This window comes from Thermoanaerobacter siderophilus SR4 (assembly GCF_000262445.1).
GTDB lineage: Bacteria > Bacillota > Thermoanaerobacteria > Thermoanaerobacterales > Thermoanaerobacteraceae > Thermoanaerobacter > Thermoanaerobacter ethanolicus.
In genome coordinates this window covers 1,471,578-1,488,522 of the sequence record NZ_CM001486.1, presented here as the reverse complement: position 1 = coordinate 1,488,522, position 16,945 = coordinate 1,471,578, and the positions used below count along the sequence as shown (strand labels likewise).

At 33.5% G+C, this 16,945-nt stretch carries 18 protein-coding genes, 1 other RNA gene and 2 pseudogenes; 3 read left to right on the top strand and 18 right to left on the bottom strand.

Annotated elements, in window-relative coordinates:
* Positions 1–40 precede the first annotated feature (40 nt).
* From THESIDRAFT1_RS07220 to ssrS, 9 genes and pseudogenes are all read right to left on the bottom strand, one after another.
* The gene (locus tag THESIDRAFT1_RS07220) at positions 41–268 is read right to left on the bottom strand and encodes an alpha/beta-type small acid-soluble spore protein (protein WP_006569968.1); all 228 of its coding nucleotides are present in this window, start codon (positions 266–268) and stop codon (positions 41–43) included.
* A gap of 83 nt (positions 269–351) precedes the next feature.
* Entirely contained in the window at positions 352–540 is a 189-nt protein-coding gene (locus THESIDRAFT1_RS07215; RefSeq protein WP_006569967.1) for a ferredoxin, read from the bottom strand.
* Positions 541–662: 122 nt separating this feature from the next.
* Positions 663–1,319: a helix-turn-helix domain-containing protein gene (locus THESIDRAFT1_RS07210; RefSeq protein ID WP_003870211.1), complete on the bottom strand. Its 657-nt coding sequence runs from the start codon at positions 1,317–1,319 to the stop codon at positions 663–665.
* Positions 1,320–1,341: 22 nt separating this feature from the next.
* Entirely contained in the window at positions 1,342–2,715 is a 1,374-nt protein-coding gene (locus tag THESIDRAFT1_RS07205) for a radical SAM/SPASM domain-containing protein (RefSeq protein WP_006569966.1), read from the bottom strand.
* Positions 2,716–2,858: 143 nt separating this feature from the next.
* Complete coding sequence (locus tag THESIDRAFT1_RS13990) at positions 2,859–3,578, bottom strand: methyl-accepting chemotaxis protein (RefSeq protein WP_244262590.1); 720 nt, start codon at positions 3,576–3,578, stop codon at positions 2,859–2,861.
* Positions 3,551–4,186, bottom strand: a complete 636-nt coding sequence (locus THESIDRAFT1_RS13985) for a methyl-accepting chemotaxis protein (RefSeq protein ID WP_425274154.1) — start codon at positions 4,184–4,186, stop codon at positions 3,551–3,553. The genes THESIDRAFT1_RS13990 and THESIDRAFT1_RS13985 overlap by 28 nt, the downstream gene beginning before the upstream one ends.
* Before the next feature lie 48 nt (positions 4,187–4,234).
* Positions 4,235–4,291 (bottom strand): annotated as a pseudogene (locus THESIDRAFT1_RS14925) (hypothetical protein); the annotation flags it as partial.
* Between the two features lie 350 nt (positions 4,292–4,641).
* Positions 4,642–6,285, bottom strand: a complete 1,644-nt coding sequence (locus tag THESIDRAFT1_RS07195; RefSeq protein WP_006569964.1) for a nucleoside kinase — start codon at positions 6,283–6,285, stop codon at positions 4,642–4,644.
* Between the two features lie 75 nt (positions 6,286–6,360).
* Positions 6,361–6,538, bottom strand: a non-coding RNA gene (gene ssrS, locus THESIDRAFT1_RS12985) — 6S RNA.
* A gap of 126 nt (positions 6,539–6,664) precedes the next feature.
* Between ssrS and THESIDRAFT1_RS07190 the strand changes: the two genes are divergently transcribed.
* The gene (locus tag THESIDRAFT1_RS07190; protein WP_006569963.1) at positions 6,665–7,561 is read left to right on the top strand and encodes a radical SAM protein; all 897 of its coding nucleotides are present in this window, start codon (positions 6,665–6,667) and stop codon (positions 7,559–7,561) included.
* Here the strand turns inward: THESIDRAFT1_RS07190 and THESIDRAFT1_RS07185 are convergent.
* Positions 7,553–8,410 carry an RluA family pseudouridine synthase gene (locus tag THESIDRAFT1_RS07185; RefSeq protein WP_003870765.1) on the bottom strand — a complete coding sequence of 286 codons (858 nt, stop codon included), beginning with the start codon at positions 8,408–8,410 and terminating at the stop codon, positions 7,553–7,555. The two genes, THESIDRAFT1_RS07190 and THESIDRAFT1_RS07185, sit on opposite strands and share 9 nt — an antisense overlap.
* A gap of 87 nt (positions 8,411–8,497) precedes the next feature.
* Here THESIDRAFT1_RS07185 and THESIDRAFT1_RS07180 point away from each other — a divergent pair, with 87 nt between their 5' ends.
* The gene (locus tag THESIDRAFT1_RS07180) at positions 8,498–8,962 is read left to right on the top strand and encodes an NUDIX hydrolase (RefSeq protein WP_006569962.1); all 465 of its coding nucleotides are present in this window, start codon (positions 8,498–8,500) and stop codon (positions 8,960–8,962) included.
* Here THESIDRAFT1_RS07180 and THESIDRAFT1_RS07175 read toward each other — a convergent pair.
* Positions 8,951–9,148, bottom strand: a complete 198-nt coding sequence (locus THESIDRAFT1_RS07175) for a YgiT-type zinc finger protein (RefSeq protein ID WP_003868657.1) — start codon at positions 9,146–9,148, stop codon at positions 8,951–8,953. The two genes, THESIDRAFT1_RS07180 and THESIDRAFT1_RS07175, sit on opposite strands and share 12 nt — an antisense overlap.
* A gap of 239 nt (positions 9,149–9,387) precedes the next feature.
* On the opposite strand from THESIDRAFT1_RS07175, the gene pckA reads away from it, so the two are divergent.
* Complete coding sequence (gene pckA, locus THESIDRAFT1_RS07170) at positions 9,388–10,953, top strand: phosphoenolpyruvate carboxykinase (ATP) (RefSeq protein ID WP_006569961.1); 1,566 nt, start codon at positions 9,388–9,390, stop codon at positions 10,951–10,953.
* A gap of 276 nt (positions 10,954–11,229) precedes the next feature.
* On the opposite strand, the pseudogene THESIDRAFT1_RS07165 reads toward pckA, so the two are convergent.
* From THESIDRAFT1_RS07165 to THESIDRAFT1_RS07140, 7 genes and pseudogenes are all read right to left on the bottom strand, one after another.
* A pseudogene (locus THESIDRAFT1_RS07165) lies at positions 11,230–12,560 on the bottom strand (replication-associated recombination protein A).
* 13 nt (positions 12,561–12,573) lie between these two features.
* A complete protein-coding gene (locus THESIDRAFT1_RS07160) occupies positions 12,574–12,939 on the bottom strand; it encodes an HIRAN domain-containing protein (RefSeq protein WP_003870945.1) in 366 nt (121 codons plus the stop codon).
* Between the two features lie 39 nt (positions 12,940–12,978).
* Positions 12,979–13,587 (bottom strand): glycerol-3-phosphate acyltransferase, encoded by a 609-nt coding sequence (locus THESIDRAFT1_RS07155; protein WP_003868555.1) that lies wholly within the window; start codon positions 13,585–13,587, stop codon positions 12,979–12,981.
* Positions 13,584–14,486, bottom strand: coding sequence for a glycosyltransferase family 2 protein (locus THESIDRAFT1_RS07150; RefSeq protein WP_341853123.1), 903 nt, complete (start codon positions 14,484–14,486; stop codon positions 13,584–13,586). The genes THESIDRAFT1_RS07155 and THESIDRAFT1_RS07150 overlap by 4 nt, the downstream gene beginning before the upstream one ends.
* Positions 14,486–14,683: a hypothetical protein gene (locus THESIDRAFT1_RS15130; RefSeq protein ID WP_341853111.1), complete on the bottom strand. Its 198-nt coding sequence runs from the start codon at positions 14,681–14,683 to the stop codon at positions 14,486–14,488. Before THESIDRAFT1_RS15130 ends, THESIDRAFT1_RS07150 begins: the two co-directional genes overlap by 1 nt.
* 410 nt (positions 14,684–15,093) lie before the next feature.
* Positions 15,094–15,663 carry a carboxymuconolactone decarboxylase family protein gene (locus tag THESIDRAFT1_RS07145; protein WP_003868552.1) on the bottom strand — a complete coding sequence of 190 codons (570 nt, stop codon included), beginning with the start codon at positions 15,661–15,663 and terminating at the stop codon, positions 15,094–15,096.
* 79 nt (positions 15,664–15,742) lie between these two features.
* Entirely contained in the window at positions 15,743–16,945 is a 1,203-nt protein-coding gene (locus tag THESIDRAFT1_RS07140) for a patatin-like phospholipase family protein (RefSeq protein ID WP_006569958.1), read from the bottom strand.

Genomic DNA, 16,945 nt, shown 5'->3' with positions numbered 1-16,945 from the left:
CAAAGAATAAATTTTGGCTGAAGGATAGTCCTCCAGCCAATTAATCTTCTTCATCAATTTTTCCGTCTCTTTCATCTATTTCTTTTTCTGCAAATTTTATCATTTTCTTTACCATGTTTCCTCCTATTTTACCCACTTCTCTTGTAGTCATGTTTTCCCATCCGCGTTTTTCAATATCATCATCTAAATTAAGCTCTTCAGCAGCTTCTTGCTTCAAAGAATCTAACTCATCCTCAGCTTTAGGGTATAACTTTTTTCTTTTCCCCATAAAAACCCTCCATGTTTCGTTTTATCAATATTTTCCCCTAAAGCTTCATTAAAAATGTATAAAAAAACCCGGAAAAATCCGGGTTATTCTTCTTTTATTGCCTCTGTCGGACAAGAGCTCATTGCATCTCTTGCGCAATCTTCTAAGTCTGCTGGAACTTCATCTACAATTGCATGGGATTTCCCTTCATCATTCCAGTCAAAAACATCTGGGCACATGTCTATACAAACCCCACAAGCTATGCATTCGTCTTGGTCGACATAAACTTTCATACCATTACCTCCTAATCTTTTTATGTAAAATTTTACACATACATTATATCATTAACCTTCCATTGCTTCAATAGTTTTTAACTTTCTCTTTGAAAATATGCAAAAAAATAAGGCATATAGCCTTATACAATTGCAAGGAGTTCTCTCAAAAAGTTATTGAGTAAATTGACATCTTGCGAATTCAGTTTATTTAAATTGATATAAAATTTTTGAATGTTTTCAGCCAATTTTTTGTCTATATCGCTCTTTACTTTAGTGTACAACAAAACACCTAATACTGCTCCTACAAATAAAACTAAAGAAGAAGTAGGATTAACAGAGGCCAGTAAATTTTCTATACTCTCCATGGAAAGGCCTCCCGCCATCCTAAGTTTTAGTAAAAATGCAGTAATAGCATATGCACAAAATTCTATAGGCTTAGTAGCCTGAAACATCTCATTTAATATTTCCTCAAGAGAATTAGGCTTACTATTTTTTACTTTTTTAATCAAAGTATCTCTTAGGGAATTCCATTCATCTTTATTCGCTTTTTTAAATATTTCATAAGCTTTTTCTGTTGGTAGAAATCTTAAAGTAGATCTTCCTTGGCTTTTTTCCTCCCCAAGGTAATACTCGGTCTTAACAAAATCACCTTTCTCTAATTCCTTTAAAATATCATAAGCTGTCCATTTGCTAATTTTCATTGCCTGCGCCACATCTGTATAGTGAACGGGCTCACCTTTTGAATCATAAAGTTCAGTTAGTGTTTTTAAAAATTCCACCCTCCTATTTGTCAGCATCTCAACACCCCATTAAGTAATACTATCTAAATTTATAGGGGATTTTAATATTTATGTCAAGCCTCTTTTTTATTTCCATTTTTTTCTCCAAAATTTCGTCGGCTACTTTACCCCAATTATCAGCAACCACTGTTAAATCATCGTAGAGGTTCTCTATATGAGCAGCTTCACTGGCTTCTGTGTGTTTTGCTTTTGATTCTCTAACTATTTCTAAAAGTTTTTCTGGATTGTCAATAAGTGGACATGGTCTTAGATGATTTAGATTAAATGGCTGCCTTTTTCTATAGCTTTTCATAATAGGTGACTGTAATGCTTCCAATAAACTTACTTCATTTATATTTACATTAGAATAATGGATAAAAGCACAAGGCTCAACTTCTCCCGCTGCATTTATGTGTAGATACCTTCTTCCTCCTGCAATACATCCTCCACTGTATTCGCCATCATTCCAGAAATCAATTGCAAAAAGTTCCTTTGTAGCCCTTATATAATTTATTCTTTCATAGCTATACTTTCTCTGTTCAGGTGTAACCATGAAGCTGATATCAGGGTCTCTGCCTATAGGAATATAAGTAAAATACCAAGCAAAGGCAGCTCCTTTATCTATCATCATGTCTACAAATTCATCACTTAAAATTTCCTCTACATTTGTTCTTGTAGATGTAGCTGAATATCCAAACAGCACCCCATTTTCTCTCATCAAATCCATTGCTCTCATAATCTTATCAAAAGTACCTTTTCCACGTATTGCATCGTTACTTTCTTTAAAACCATTAATACTTACTGCAAAAGTAATGTTGCCTACTCTTTTAACTTCCTTTATCATATCCTCGTCAATTAAAGTACCATTGGTAAACAAGTGGAATACTTGGTTTTTATGTCTTTCAGCAAGCTTTATAATATCTTTCATCCTAACAGTAGGCTCTCCACCAGACAAAACTATAAAATATATGCCCAGCTCTTCTGCTTCTGTACATACTCTATCCATCACTTCAAAAGAAAGATTGTGAGGTTTGTACTGTCCTGCCCAACATCCTACACATCTTAAATTGCAAGCCTCAGTTGGATCCATCAAAATTGCCCACGGAATGTTAATATCTAATTTGTTTTCTAATTCTTTTTGTTTTGGAATTCCTTTCAAGCTAGCATTTATAAAGAAATTAACACCTAAAGTTTTTATAATGTTTTTGTCAATATTTTTAAGAAGTTTCATTGCAAATCTGTACCAATTGCTGTCTTTGTCATCTAAAAATCTCTTCACACTTTCTATTTGCTGTTTATGATTGGGCATTATTGCAATTTTTGACAGAAGATTAGCTATTTTGTCTAAATTTTTCTCTGGGTCTTTTTCTACATAGTTAATAACAGCACTGATAAGCGGGTCAATCACATTCATCATAACTCCTCCTCTACTTTATTTTTTATCCCAAAATATCAAACTGACCCAAAAAACCAAAATTCCATTTCAAGAACATTATACCACTTTAAAAATAACATTTCAAGTAATATTTATTATATTTTATGCTTACAAGTACTATTTTATTTACCTAATTGTACATCCCCTCCAAAAACTCCTATTATTTTCTTCTCTGAATTGTAAACAGGAATTGCAATTGTAGTACAAATTTCGTTTGTCGCTAAAGAAATGTAAGGCTCTGTCACTGTTATTTCCCCTTCAATAGCCCGTTGAAACCAAGACCTGTGATATACATTAGAAATTCCTACTTCCATTGAAATAGCTTTTATATCTCCATTATTTAGAATAGAAAATACCAACTCAAAATTTGGATATTTCTTTATTATTTCCATGACTATCTCTTTTGCTCTATTCCCAAACAGCTGTTCCTTGTTTTCTTCTATTATTCTCTGAAGTATCTTTTTAGCCTCTTCAATTTTTCTTTTTTGCTCTTGTGTAAGTTTTACTGTGCTAGAAAATTTTTTAACTAATGTCTGCAATTTTTCTGCAAAGTTATTTAATTTTCCCATCATTTTTTTTAATTCTTCCATTGAAGAAACTTGTTCTTGAGTAGAAGCTAATGTCTCCTGGGTATTTGCTGCAGTTTGTTGTGTAACCGCTGCAATCTTGTGATTGAGTTCTTTAATTTCTTTAATTTTATCGTATTGAGAGTTTACTAAGTTGTCTACAGACATAATCGCCTCTATAACTCTGCTACTAGATTTTACTACATTTTCTATCTTTTCTTTTGCAGTATTTGTATAAGACAAATTTTCTAACGCGTTTTGAATTTCTTGTTCCAATTTCCCCGAAACTTCTTTAATTTTTCTTGAATGTTTTTAGTCAGTAAAACTATTTCTCCCGCAGCAGAAGCAGACTGCTCTGCAAGATTTCTCACTTCCTGTGCTACCACAGCAAAGCCTTTTCCTTGTTCTCCTGCTCTTGCTGCCTCTATTGCAGCATTTAAAGCTAATAAGTTTGTTTGATCTGCAATTTTATTCACCATTCCAATTATATCTGTTATCTTATTTGCTCTTTCTCTTAAATCCAATACTTCTTTAATTAATTCCTTATTCTTGTTAGCACTTTCTTCTATCCTTTTCATCAATTCAGTCATAATCGCTTCATTTTCTTTTATTACTTTTCCCATCTCAAAGCTTAAATCTTTAGTTTCATTAAATTTACTTTTAATCTCTTTATTAAACTCAAAAGCTTGATTAGCATCCTTGGCAGTTTGCTGAGCAGCTTCTGCTTGCTCTTCTGCCCCCTTTGCAATTTCTTCTAAAGCAGCAGCAATCTCTTTTGCAGCATTGGTAACGTTATCAATCTCATGTGTTAATTTTTTTGACCCAACAACTGTTTGTTCCGCAGTTTGTTGAGATTCTGTAACTAATCTTTTAAAGTTATTCAAAAAGCTATTTAGAGATTTAGCTAACGTTTCAAATTCATCATCACCTTTTATGTCAATTTTTTTCGTCAAATCCCCTTTTGCTATTCCCTCAATGGCTTCCTTCATTTTTTCAACTGCTAAAATCATACTTTTTTCGAACATTATCCAATGAAGTAAAACAGCTATAACAACTGTTACAATAAAAGCCTCTACATAAGGCACAACTGTATTTCTACTTGCAAAATAGGTCACAAAAAAAGCAACTAAAATACTGTTTACACCCGCCAAAATAACACCGTACATCAACAGCCTAAACTTGATACTTTTGAGCATAAAAATCCCTCCTGTTTTAGGTTGCATTAATTACAACATAGGTATTAGCCTTTTCTTATTATTTCTACAAAACCTTAAATATTCCTTCTTTTTTTGCAAAAATTCTACAAAATAAAGCAAGAGTCCATTGAAGATTCCTAAACTTAAACATCAAGGCAACTGCCGCCTATAAATTCTCTTATGATAGAATTGGGAGGTATTGCTAATTCATCTTCTAATGGAAGGAAATAACTCAAAAACTCTAATATTTCTTTAGCGATAGAATAAGCAGGATTGTCTTGGGAAACTTTCTTAAGCAAAGGCTCTGCATATTTTTTTAATACAGGTAGCTCATAAGGTAAAAAAGAGTTAAACATGACATCCGCTTGTTCTTGATAAGGGAAAATCCATTTTTCTTCTCCTTTTCTGACCATAGGCCACATGTTTATAGTCTCTGCCGCATCACTAGAACGGAATTGGCTATCTCTCACCATGCGCCTTATTAATCTTGTCTGAGTAGTAGATATTCTATTATGTTCATCAAGATTTAGCTGCGTAATAGCACTCACGTATATTTTATATTTATTATCTTTAGGTATTTGCAAAGTCAATTTTTCATTTAGACCGTGAATCCCTTCCATCAAAATAATTTGATTTTTGTCAAGTTTTACTTTTCTTCCTTCTGGCTCTCTTTCCCCTGTTTTAAAGTTAAAAATAGGGATTTCTACTTCTTCCCCTTGAATAAGCTTTATTAAATGCTCATTGAAAAGTGGCAAATCTAATGCATCTATGGACTCAAAGTCGTAATTTCCAAACTCATCTTTCGGAGTAAGTTCTCTTGGCACAAAATAATTGTCTAATGATATCGGAAAAGGCTTTAGTCCGTTTACCCTCAACTGCACACTAAGTCTATGAATAAAAGAGGTTTTCCCTGAAGAAGAGGGTCCAGCAATAAGCACTACTTTTATCATTTTGTTTGAAGCTATATAATCTGCAATTTTGGATATTTTCTTCTCATGAAATGCTTCAGAAACCAATATTAAATCTCTACCTCTTCCTTGTTTTATCATGTCGTTCAAAGAAGAAACATAACTTATGTTTAAAATACTTGCCCAGTCCTCTGCCTCTTTAAAAATCGAAGCAAGTTTTGGAACATCCACAAATGCAGGCAAAGAGCGGGGATTATATACATCTGGAGCAATTAAAATAATGCCTGGAAAATAAAAACGTATATCAAATACTTTTAGATACCCTGTAGAAGGTACACAAGGGCTATAGAAAAAGTCCACTGTACCATCACAATAATAAACAGGAACCTTGTCTTTGTCAGTATCTTTAAACAATTTTACTTTCTCAGTCAATCCTTCTTTTTCAAATAGCTTTATTGCCTCTTCTTTAGGCAACATTTTTCTTTCGATTTTTAAATCCTTCTCTATTATTTCTTCCATCCTCTTTTTAATCATAGAAACAATTTTATTGTTGAGAGAATAACCATGTATCTCGCAATACAATCCTTTCCCTAAAGAATGTTCAATAGTAACTGTAGCTCCAGGAAGTAGCTCTTTTACAGCTTTAATAAAAACAAAAGTCAAACTTCTTCTATATATCCTCGTACCTTCCTCAATCGTCGTATCTACAAACTCCACTGTGCTATCCTTTGAAACTGTGCAGTTCAGATCGACTAATTCATTATCGACTTTCGCAGCCACTATTATCCCATTGTAAAGATGTTCAAATTTTTTTGCAATATTTTCTAATTTTGTCCCTCCTGGGTATTTATAAATATTACCTGCGATAGCAATTTTCATAAAAATCACCTCAACACGATTATACACTATCGTAGCAAAAAATTAAAAGCCCTTCCTTCCAGAAGGACTTTTAATTTTTGTCCCACGAAGCCGTAAGGCTATGTTTTCATACCCGCTCTCGCAGGTGGGTACCCTGTCATCAGCTTCTGAAGTCCTGTCTTAGCAGGCATTTCTTCCACTGATGAACCCGGATTCCCGAAAAAGGTGCGTTGGTTGAAAACAAATTAGCCTAATACAAACTTCACAGGATTCATTTGGTTTTTCGTTTACAATTATAGTTTACGACAAATCTTACTAAATTGCAAGTGTAAAATATAGAAAATACAAGCTTTATACAAAAAAATAAAGAATGATATAATATTGAGTGGAGGGAATTTCTATGGAACCAGCAATAAAATGCAATATATGTCCAAGAAACTGCAATGTAGACAGGTCAAAATCAAAAGGACTTTGTAACATGCCTTGGCAGGTAAAAGTATCAAAAGCCTATTTGCATCATTGGGAAGAGCCTTTTATAAGTGGAACAAGAGGCTCTGGAACAGTTTTTTTCAGTGGTTGTAACCTAAAGTGTGTCTTTTGTCAAAATTACGAAATAAGTCAATACCAATTTGGTAAATTTCCAACAGTAGAAGAATTAGCACAAGTATTTTTAAATTTACAAAAGCAAGGTGCCCATAACATAAACCTTGTTACTCCTACAATCCATGTCTTCTCAATAAAAGAGGCGATTTTATTAGCAAAAAGGCAAGGGCTTCAAATACCTATAGTATATAATACAAACGCCTATGAAAATGTAGAAACTTTAAAAATGTTGGAGGGATTAATTGACATATATCTTCCCGACCTCAAATATTACAATGACGCTCTTGCAAAAAAATATTCCAAAGCTCCTAATTATTTTGAACACGCAACAAAAGCCATATTAGAAATGTATAGGCAGGTTGGAATACCTCAATTTGACGAAGAAGGAATATTAAAAAGAGGTTTAGTGATAAGACATCTCATAATGCCGGGATTTGTAGAGGACACTAAAAAAATTCTTTTGTGGATTAAAGAAAACCTCCCAAAAGAAATATATGTAAGCTTAATGAGTCAATATACCCCTTATTATCAAGCTCAAAAGTATCCAGAAATAAATAGAAAAATCACTCCTCAAGAATATGATGAAGCTATAGATTTTTTCTTTGAGATAGGCCTTGAAAATGGCTTAATTCAAGAAATAGAAAGCGCCAGTGAAGATTTCATCCCTGATTTTGATTTAGAAGGATTAGAATAATTTTAGTAAATGTTGTATATCTTGTGGCAAAGGCGAATAAACAGAAATGCTTTTTTCTTCTAAAGGGTGTACAAAAGTAAGCCTGTAAGCATGCAATGCTTGCCTTTTAATATAATCATCAGAAGAGCCGTACAATGTATCTCCTACAATAGGATGTCCAATATGGCTCAAATGTACTCTTATTTGATGAGTTCTTCCTGTTTCAATTTTTACCTTTAAAAGAGAAAACCTTTCACTGCTTTTTATCACTTTGTAATTGGTTATAGCTCTATCTCCTTCCTCGGATACCATTCTTTCAATGCCACTTTGTGGTTTTCTCGATATAGGAAGGTCAATTCGACCTTCCCCTTCCATTTTTCCTTCTACTACTGCAAAATAAAGTTTACTCATAGGCTTTACAATTTGAAGATAATACTGCATAAAAGGACGTTTGGCAAATACAACCAGACCCGACGTACCCTTATCTAAGCGATTAACAGGTCGAATCAAAGCCTTTATTCCTTTATCTTTAAAATACCACGCTACCCCATTTGCAAGAGTACCACTTTGATATCTTTTTGTTGGATGCACAACTACTCCAGCTGGTTTATCAACTATTAAAACATCCTCGTCCTCATAATATATATCCAAACCCATTTTTTCCGGGGCAATATCAGAATCTACCTCGGGAAGGATTAAATCAATCACATCCCCTGGTTGTAAAATTCTTTGTACATTTTCTTTTACGCCATTTACTAATATTTCTCCTTGCCACTTATAAATTCTAATAAGTCTTTTAGAAAAACCTTTGTTCCTCAAAAAATTTTCTAATATAACGCCTTTTTCATTTTCTCCAACGATTAATCTCATTTTCCCACCATTTTCTAATTTATTTTAATGCAAAAAATTTATGTGGTATAATCAATTTATAAATAAAATACAGCGGTTGGTGATTTTATGAAACAAATAATTGTAGGAGTAGGCGGTATTGTCATAAAAGATAATAAAGTTTTATTGGTAAGGCATACTTACGGCCAATTTAAAGGCAAATGGATAATACCCAGCGGCCATGTGGAGACCGGTGAAAATATAGACGATGCAGTTTTAAGAGAAATAAAAGAAGAAACTTCAATAGAAACCCGTGTAAAAAATATCATTTCTATAAGAAGTATAATACTTCCCGATGGCAATTCGGAAATATACATTGTTTTTTTGTTAGATTATGTTTCAGGAACTCCTACTTCTGACGGAATAGAAAATGACGCCGCAGCTTTTTTTGACATAGATAAAGTCATAAATGATGAAAATGTAGTCTATCTTTCTCGCTATTTAATTAAAAAGGTATTGACACACACTTATAATAAATTGTCCCCTGACCTCTTTTATCCTTTTGGCAATTTTAATTATAAGCTATTTTGTTGAAATATATTCGTACTTATCTTTATTTTTAAAAGCCTCATCAAGCACTTCTGTATCATAATAGACTGCACCACATTTTTGACAAACATATGCCGGCACATCTTTAATTATTATAGTCCTTTTCCCCCTTACCAACTTATATTCTACATTTTGTATCTCTATTTTGCCACCACAAAAGCACTTTTCCATTAGTTTCACTCCTTGTCACGTCGATTTCAAGTTGATAAGGACTTTTTTCTATTATATCATAAATTTCGACATAAATCCCTTAAATTTTAGCCAAAAATTTTGTACCACTTGAAAAAATATTTGAATAATGTTAGAATTTTATTGTAAATGTTAATTTTAAACTTTATAAGATATTTTTGCAATTTTAAACACATTAAAATGCAAATTAGCTTTTATAAAATTAAAAGGAGGCATATTAAATGTACGGTCTTGAAAAATTAAATATAATCAATGTTAAAAACGTTTACCGTAATCTTCCCGTCCCTAAATTAGTTGAAGAAGCTATAAAAAGAGGAGAAGGAGTACTTGCAAATAATGGTGCTTTTAATGTTTATACCGGTAAATACACAGGTCGTTCTCCAAATGATAAATTTATTGTGGATGAACCAGAAGTTCATGAAGATATATGGTGGGAAAATAATAAAGCTATTTCTATGGATAAATTTGAAAGGTTGTACAACCGCTTAACTGCTTATTTACAAAATCGAGACATTTTTATATTTGACGGTTTTGTAGGTGCTGACCTTCAATATAGAATTCCTATAAGAGTTATAACAGAATATGCGTATCAGAGTTTACTGGCACGCCAATTGTTCATTCGCCCTAATGAAGAAGAACTTAGAAATCACATCCCCGAATACACGCTAATTGCTGCACCAAAGTTCAACTCTATACCTGAATTAGACGGTGTAAATTCTGAAGCTTTTATTATATTAAGTTTCACTAAAAAACTAATTATAATCGGTGGCTCTCAGTATGGAGGGGAAATCAAAAAGTCAATCTTTACCCTCATGAACTATCTAATGCCAAAACGAGGCGTGTTATCAATGCATTGCTCTGCCAATATTGGCAAAGATGGAGATACCGCCCTCTTTTTCGGCTTGTCAGGAACGGGAAAAACTACCCTCTCTGCAGACCCTCAGAGGTTTTTAATTGGAGACGATGAACACGGATGGTCAGACAAAGGCATTTTCAACTTTGAAGGAGGATGTTATGCTAAATGCATAAATCTTTCAAAAGAAAAAGAGCCTCAAATTTGGAATGCTATAAAGTTTGGCACCGTACTTGAAAACGTTGTATATGATGAAAATACAAGAGAGCTCGACTATAGCAGTGATAAAATTACAGAAAACACAAGGGCAGCCTATTCTATTGACTTTATACCTGGTGCCATCCCGAGTGGAATGGGAGGGCATCCAAAAGCAATTATATTTTTAACAGCAGACGCTTTTGGGGTTTTGCCACCGATTGCTAAACTTGCAAAAGAGCAAGCGATGTATTATTTTTTATCCGGTTACACCAGCAAATTAGCGGGCACAGAGAGAGGTATCACAGAGCCTCAAGCTACTTTTTCTACTTGCTTTGGAGCACCCTTTTTACCTTTAAAGCCAATGGTCTATGCAAAAATGTTAGGAGAAAAAATCGAAAAATACAATACAAAAGTCTATTTAGTAAACACTGGATGGTCTGGTGGACCTTATGGGATTGGAAGCCGCATTAATTTAACTTACACAAGAACAATGGTGGCAGCTGCATTAAATGGCTCATTGGACAACGTAGAATTTGTAAAAGATCCTATCTTCAATTTAAGCATACCTACCTCTTGTCCAGGGGTACCTTCTGAAATTTTAAATCCCAAAAATACATGGGCCGATAAAGAAGCATATGAAAAAGCAGCAAAAAATTTAGCAACTAGATTTGCAGAAAACTTTAAAAAATACAAAGATGTAACTGAAGAAATTAAAAAATCAGGCCCAAATGTTTAAAAGCATAAAGTCTCCTTGCAGTGCGTACTGCTAGGAGACTTTTATAATTTGTAGCCATTATAATATATCTTTCATATTATAAAGTAGAAGTCAACCTAAAAAAGGAGGTAAGTTTATGTCTGACAAACACAAACACCATGAAAACCAATGGATTTGGATTATAATCATCATTTTGATAATTTTGTTATTTGTACCTGGCATCATCATATGGGAAGAACCTAAAAACGCTGTTTAATAAAAAGGGGCAACTGCCCCTTTTTATTAAACAGCTCAAAATTATTTTCCTTTCTTTTTTAAGTTGGTGATTTGCTCTAATCTCCTTTGTATGTCCTTCTCAAAACCAGAATCCGTCGGTACATAGTATTTCCTGTCTTTAAGATTATCCGGTAGACATTGCATATCTGTTACTTTCTCTTCAAAGTCGTGTGCATACTTATACCCTTTGCCATATCCTAATTCTTTCATAAGCTTTGTAGGAGCATTTCTTAAATGCATAGGCACACTTTCAGCAATTGTCTCTTCTGCATCTTTTTTAGCTTTATTATATGCCACGTATACCGCATTAGATTTAGGAGCTAACGCTAAATATATTGCCACCTGTGCCAGATTTACACTACATTCAGGCATTCCAATATAATGGCAAGCATTATATGCTGCAACAGCCATTTCAAGAGCTTGAGGATCTGCAAGCCCAATATCTTCAGAGGCAAAGCGTATCATCCTTCTTGCGACATAGAGAGGGTCTTCTCCCGCTTCTAACATCCTTGCAAGCCAATACACTGCCGCATCCCAATCGCTATTTCTTAAAGATTTGTGAAAAGCTGATATTAAATTATAGTGCTCCTCTCCCTCTTTATCATACAGTAAAGTCTTTTTTTGCATTGCATCTGCTAATATATCATCTGTAACAATTCTTTTCCCTTCAATTACCTCTGCTGCCATAACTGCAATCTCCAATGTATTTAAAGCAACTCTCGCATCTCCATTTGCAAAAAGTGCAATCTTCTTAAGCTGATCTCCGCTAATTTCTATATCATACATTCCAAGACCTCTTTCTTTATCCCTTAAAGCTCTTTTAAGTAGTACAAGTAAATCTTCTTCTGTAAGAGGTTTCATGACAAAAACTTTAGAACGAGACAAAAGCGCTGAATTTACCTCAAAAGAAGGATTTTCTGTAGTTGCACCAATTAATATTATGTTTCCTTTTTCCACATGAGGCAAAAAAGCATCCTGCTGAGCTTTATTAAAGCGATGAATTTCATCAATAAATACAACAGTTCTAGTTCCATACATAGCATCCAATTCAGCTTTTGCCATTATCTCCTTTATCTCTTTGATTCCTGATAAAACAGCACTAAAGGTGATAAATTTAGAATTTGTCATATTGGCTATAATCATAGCAAGGGTAGTTTTACCTACCCCTGGCGGCCCCCACAAAATCATTGAAGTAATATTGTCCTTTTCAATCAATTCCCTAAGTAATTTCCCTTTACCTAAAAGATGTTCTTGACCTACAAACTCATCTAAAGTTTTGGGTCTCATCCTGTCGGCCAAAGGTTTATTTTTTTCACTTCATTATCAAATATAGATGCTTGTTTGTATTCCATATTTTCTCACCATCTAAGTTTTATTTTTGTACTTTTTCTTTCTTTTTTCTTTTAGTCGGAACTTTATAGTAACTTTTACAAAGTCCTCTTCTAAAAATTCTGCAATAGCAAGGTCCTTTGTCACAAATTTTACCACAGCAAAGGCATGACTCCCAAATCTATCGTAAATTCGCCCTGCACTATAACAACCTCTTGGAACAGTTCCAACACTATTAGCTACATATCCTACTTGTCCTAATGGGGCAAGGGTAACAGATATTGCTTCATCATCATAGTCATTGTACAAATCCTTTTCTAATCTTACAATCGTGCCTGGTTTCAAAACTTTTGTGCCGTAATAATATTGACATCCAGTTATTGCAATATAAATAGATTCCACCTCATACACTCCCAACTTGATTTTAATTAAAATTATATTTTATTTTACCATTTTGGCCTTTAAAACAATATTCATATCATTCTTTCTTTTATATAAAAGCACAGCAAAGTTGAGCATCCACAGTAAAAGTAAATAACTTTCAACACTACTCAAAAACAACAGCCCACCTAGAATACCAAAACCTACAAGGTCTAATACAGCATCTATTTCAGGTATAGAAGGCTTTCCTCTATTATACCGCCTCTCACCTAATTTTAAAATACCTAAAATGACAGCATAGGTCAAAGAAGCTTTAAAACGAGTAATGGCACTCCACACTCCAAAAGTAGTGGCTAATGCTTTGCCCCCTTTAAATTTTAAAAAGGGTGAAAAAGCGTGGCCTAAAATAGGAGCTATTGCCACAATTGCAATAGCATTTCCTGTAACATACCCTTTTTCAAGAAAATACACCAGCGGAAAATAGCCCTTCATAAAATCAAAAGTAGCGCCAACGACTCCCATTTTAAAGCCTGCTGCATGACCTAAATTGAAAGCTCCGGGATTTCCATCCCTCACTTCTTCTAATCTTTTTCCCAGCATAAGCCCCATCCAATATGAAAACATCAATGAACCACAGCCAAACTCCAATATGCTGAGCAGAATAATCATACATTATTCCTTCTTTCTACACTTATTTCCCTACCCTTCCATAAAACTTTTTTCTTAAATGCCACCTGATAAAAGGAATGTAAAGTTACTAGTATAAAAAAGGCTGTCGAAATAAAATGAAAAATAGGAATAAATATACCAAATCTTCCTGTATACTTTGTAAAATATAGTATTTGCAGAGTATAAAAAAGATAGCCAATTTCGTAAAAAATAGCAATAGGCGAATGAGAAAAAACCAAAAAAGGAGTTATAAATCCCACTAATACAAGTCCTAAAAGCCATAAAACTATCAAGAAAATCGTTCCAAAACTTAAAGTATTTGCACTCAAAATTGCTCCTTTGCTAAATCCCTGTATTTCGCTTATAATACCATAAGGGTACATCCTAAAAGAGACAAGGTCATATCCAATAAAATTTTTAATGTTAATTTTGGCATCTGAGAACTTTTTACCTAAATTAAGGTCATCTAATAGCTCTCCCTTTACACTATAGTGCCCTTTAACTTTCTCATAATTCTCCCTATCCACTACTATACATGATCCATATAAGCCTTTTGGACTTTTTCTTTCAAAAGGAGAAGTAAAAGCAAATATCCCTAAAATATTAGTTATAAGAGCAAGCCTTTCATAAAACTTATCTGTGTAATGATAAGGAATTACAGATATTGCTCCCCCAACTTTCACCTGTTCCTTAAGAAGAGACTCTACTGCAAAAGGAGATAGTCTCACATCTGCATCAAGGAAAATAAGTACATCTCCACTAGACTCCAAAAAGCCATTCCACAAAGCCCAATTTTTCCCTGTCCATCCTTTGGGTAATTCCCTATTTTTTATCACTTTAGCTCCAAAAGTTTTAGCTATTTCGCTTGTATAATCCTCAGAAAAATCATCAACTACAATTATTTCATAAGGCTTATAAGTTTGTTTTTGTAGACTATCAAGAAGATATGGTAAATTTTTTCTTCATTTCTAGCAGGAATAATTACAGAAACCCTTACATTACCAGTATAATGTTGAACACCATTTTTAATAATAACTCGTGAAAATAATATAAAACCACTAATAACTCCTATAATTGATAAAATCAAAACAGTCATACAAGACCCTCTTTTATTTTAATTTTAGGAATTTTTTAAAAACACTTTTTTAGTCTTTTCATCTCCTTCCAATAAATGAATAAATACTTCTTATACTGAACACAATAAGGTTTGTATAGGAAGAGGAGGTGATAACATGACAAAATGGACTCCTTCTATAGGTTGGGGTTGGTGGCTTCTTATCCATATAATAGCTATACCTTTACTGATTTACATTGGAATAAGTTTAAAATAAATAAAATTAAATCCCCCTTTCCTTTATTTTCGCAATATCACACCAAAAACTCATTATCAACATAGTTCCATTACTCTTGCAGGATACCATCAGCCTTTGTAAGGAAGAAAGCAAAATACATAATGATTGACACTAGGCTATAAAAAACCGTGCCATATAAAAGGAAAATAAGAAGCTAATTCTTTCTTCTAAAAAGCTGTTTAATTAGTATGACCGGTACAAATACAAATATGCCAAACACTACTCCTAATTCATTTCCCAATGTGCTGTTAGGAAGAGGTTTACCTCCTAATCTTCTTCTTAAAGCATGAAAAGCATTGCCATGAGTATTACCTACCATAATAGCTCTTATAGCGTTCATAATGCTATAAGTATAGTCCTCTCCATAAGTCTCCAAAAGTCTTTTATAGGCATCTGGATCAGGATGTCCTGCAGTCTCAGCATAATGCTCAGCAAACATTAAAGCTACCACTTGGTCTTCCGGAACATCTCCAAATTCTCCATTTAACAAATTTTTTATCTCTTCCTTTGACATACCTGACTTCAAAGCCTCTTTGGCGTGAAAATAACTGCAATAGGGGCAACCATTCACTTGTGTTACCGCCAGCATAATCCTTTCCATAAAATCTTTGCTTAACTTCACTTTTTTAGAAGGTTTAGGCTGCCCTCCATGGGTCAATAAATCTTCTACAAACTTATAAAATGTTTTTACATCGTATATTCTATTTGCCTTTTCTTCTGACACTTTTACTACCTCCAGTTTTATATTTTAGTATTCACACTTATTATACTCTATTATTGGAATAAAAAAATTTGTCATAAATTTAACTAAAAATAATCCTACCTAATTCTTTTATGACTTCACTTTTTGTAAACAAAGAAAGCACATCCACTTTTTTAATTATTTTCTCGATTATATTGCCCTCTTCTTCCTCTTCCTCTATTCTAACTTTTCTCTTTATTTCTTCTATAAGTTCAGCATAGGTGTAAACTTTAAACCTATCTACATCATAGGTTTCTGCTAAATTTTCTAACAATGCTAAAAATATTTCTTCGTAATCAGCAGTATCTTTTAAGTCCAAGATTCCACAAAGTCTTGGTATTATAAATTCAAACAAAGCCCTTTTGTCAGGTATTTCTTGATTGATTCTAAAAATCTCCTTTATATCTTTTATTTTCTCCCCTTCTAAGTTTAAAAGATAATTTATAAAAAATTCTTCTTTTTCCTCTGGGTGTATATAATATTTATATCCTTTTAGTCCTTTTAAAGCTTTTAGACCATCAAAGTACCCTAATTTAAGATTATACCTGGAAAGATTTTTATCAAAATCTAATATCCCTCCTAAATCCTCTTTTGGAGAAATGACCAAAACATTTAAGCCTTTAAAATCAAGTTTCCTCACGATTCCAAAGCTTCCTGTCCTTATGACTATCAAGTCCTTATATCCCTTGTCCATTAGCAAATTAGCAGGAAGATTGTTGTATATCCCTCCGTCAATATACTTTTTTCCATCAATTTTTTCCCTCTTAAAAATAGGCAAGTAAGCGCTTGCCATCAAATAATCTACCAATTTCCCTTGAGGAATGTCTTCAATGTATAATTCCAACGGCTTTAAATCACTTAAAGACACTGTCACAATGCCAAAATCCTTCCCTGACCTTCTTATCTTGTCTTCATCTATAACTTCTTGTAATAAATTCCTCAAAGGAGTTATATCTAAGCCTCCATCTCCAATGATGCCTTTTAATCTTTGAACTAATAAAAGGATATCTTCTCTTTCCAGCTTACCCTTTTTCAATTTCTCTATCTCTTCATCCTCAGCCTTTATGACTTTGGAATAAGAAATATCATACCATAGCTCATAAGCCTTTTCAAAATCTCCTTGCACTAATACAGCCCCATTTAAAGCGCCTACAGAAGTGCCTGCAATTCCTCCTACTTCTATTCCTTCCTCTATCAGTGCCTTATAAACTCCTATTTGATAGGCCCCTCTCGCTCCTCCACCTTCTAATACTACTCCATACAT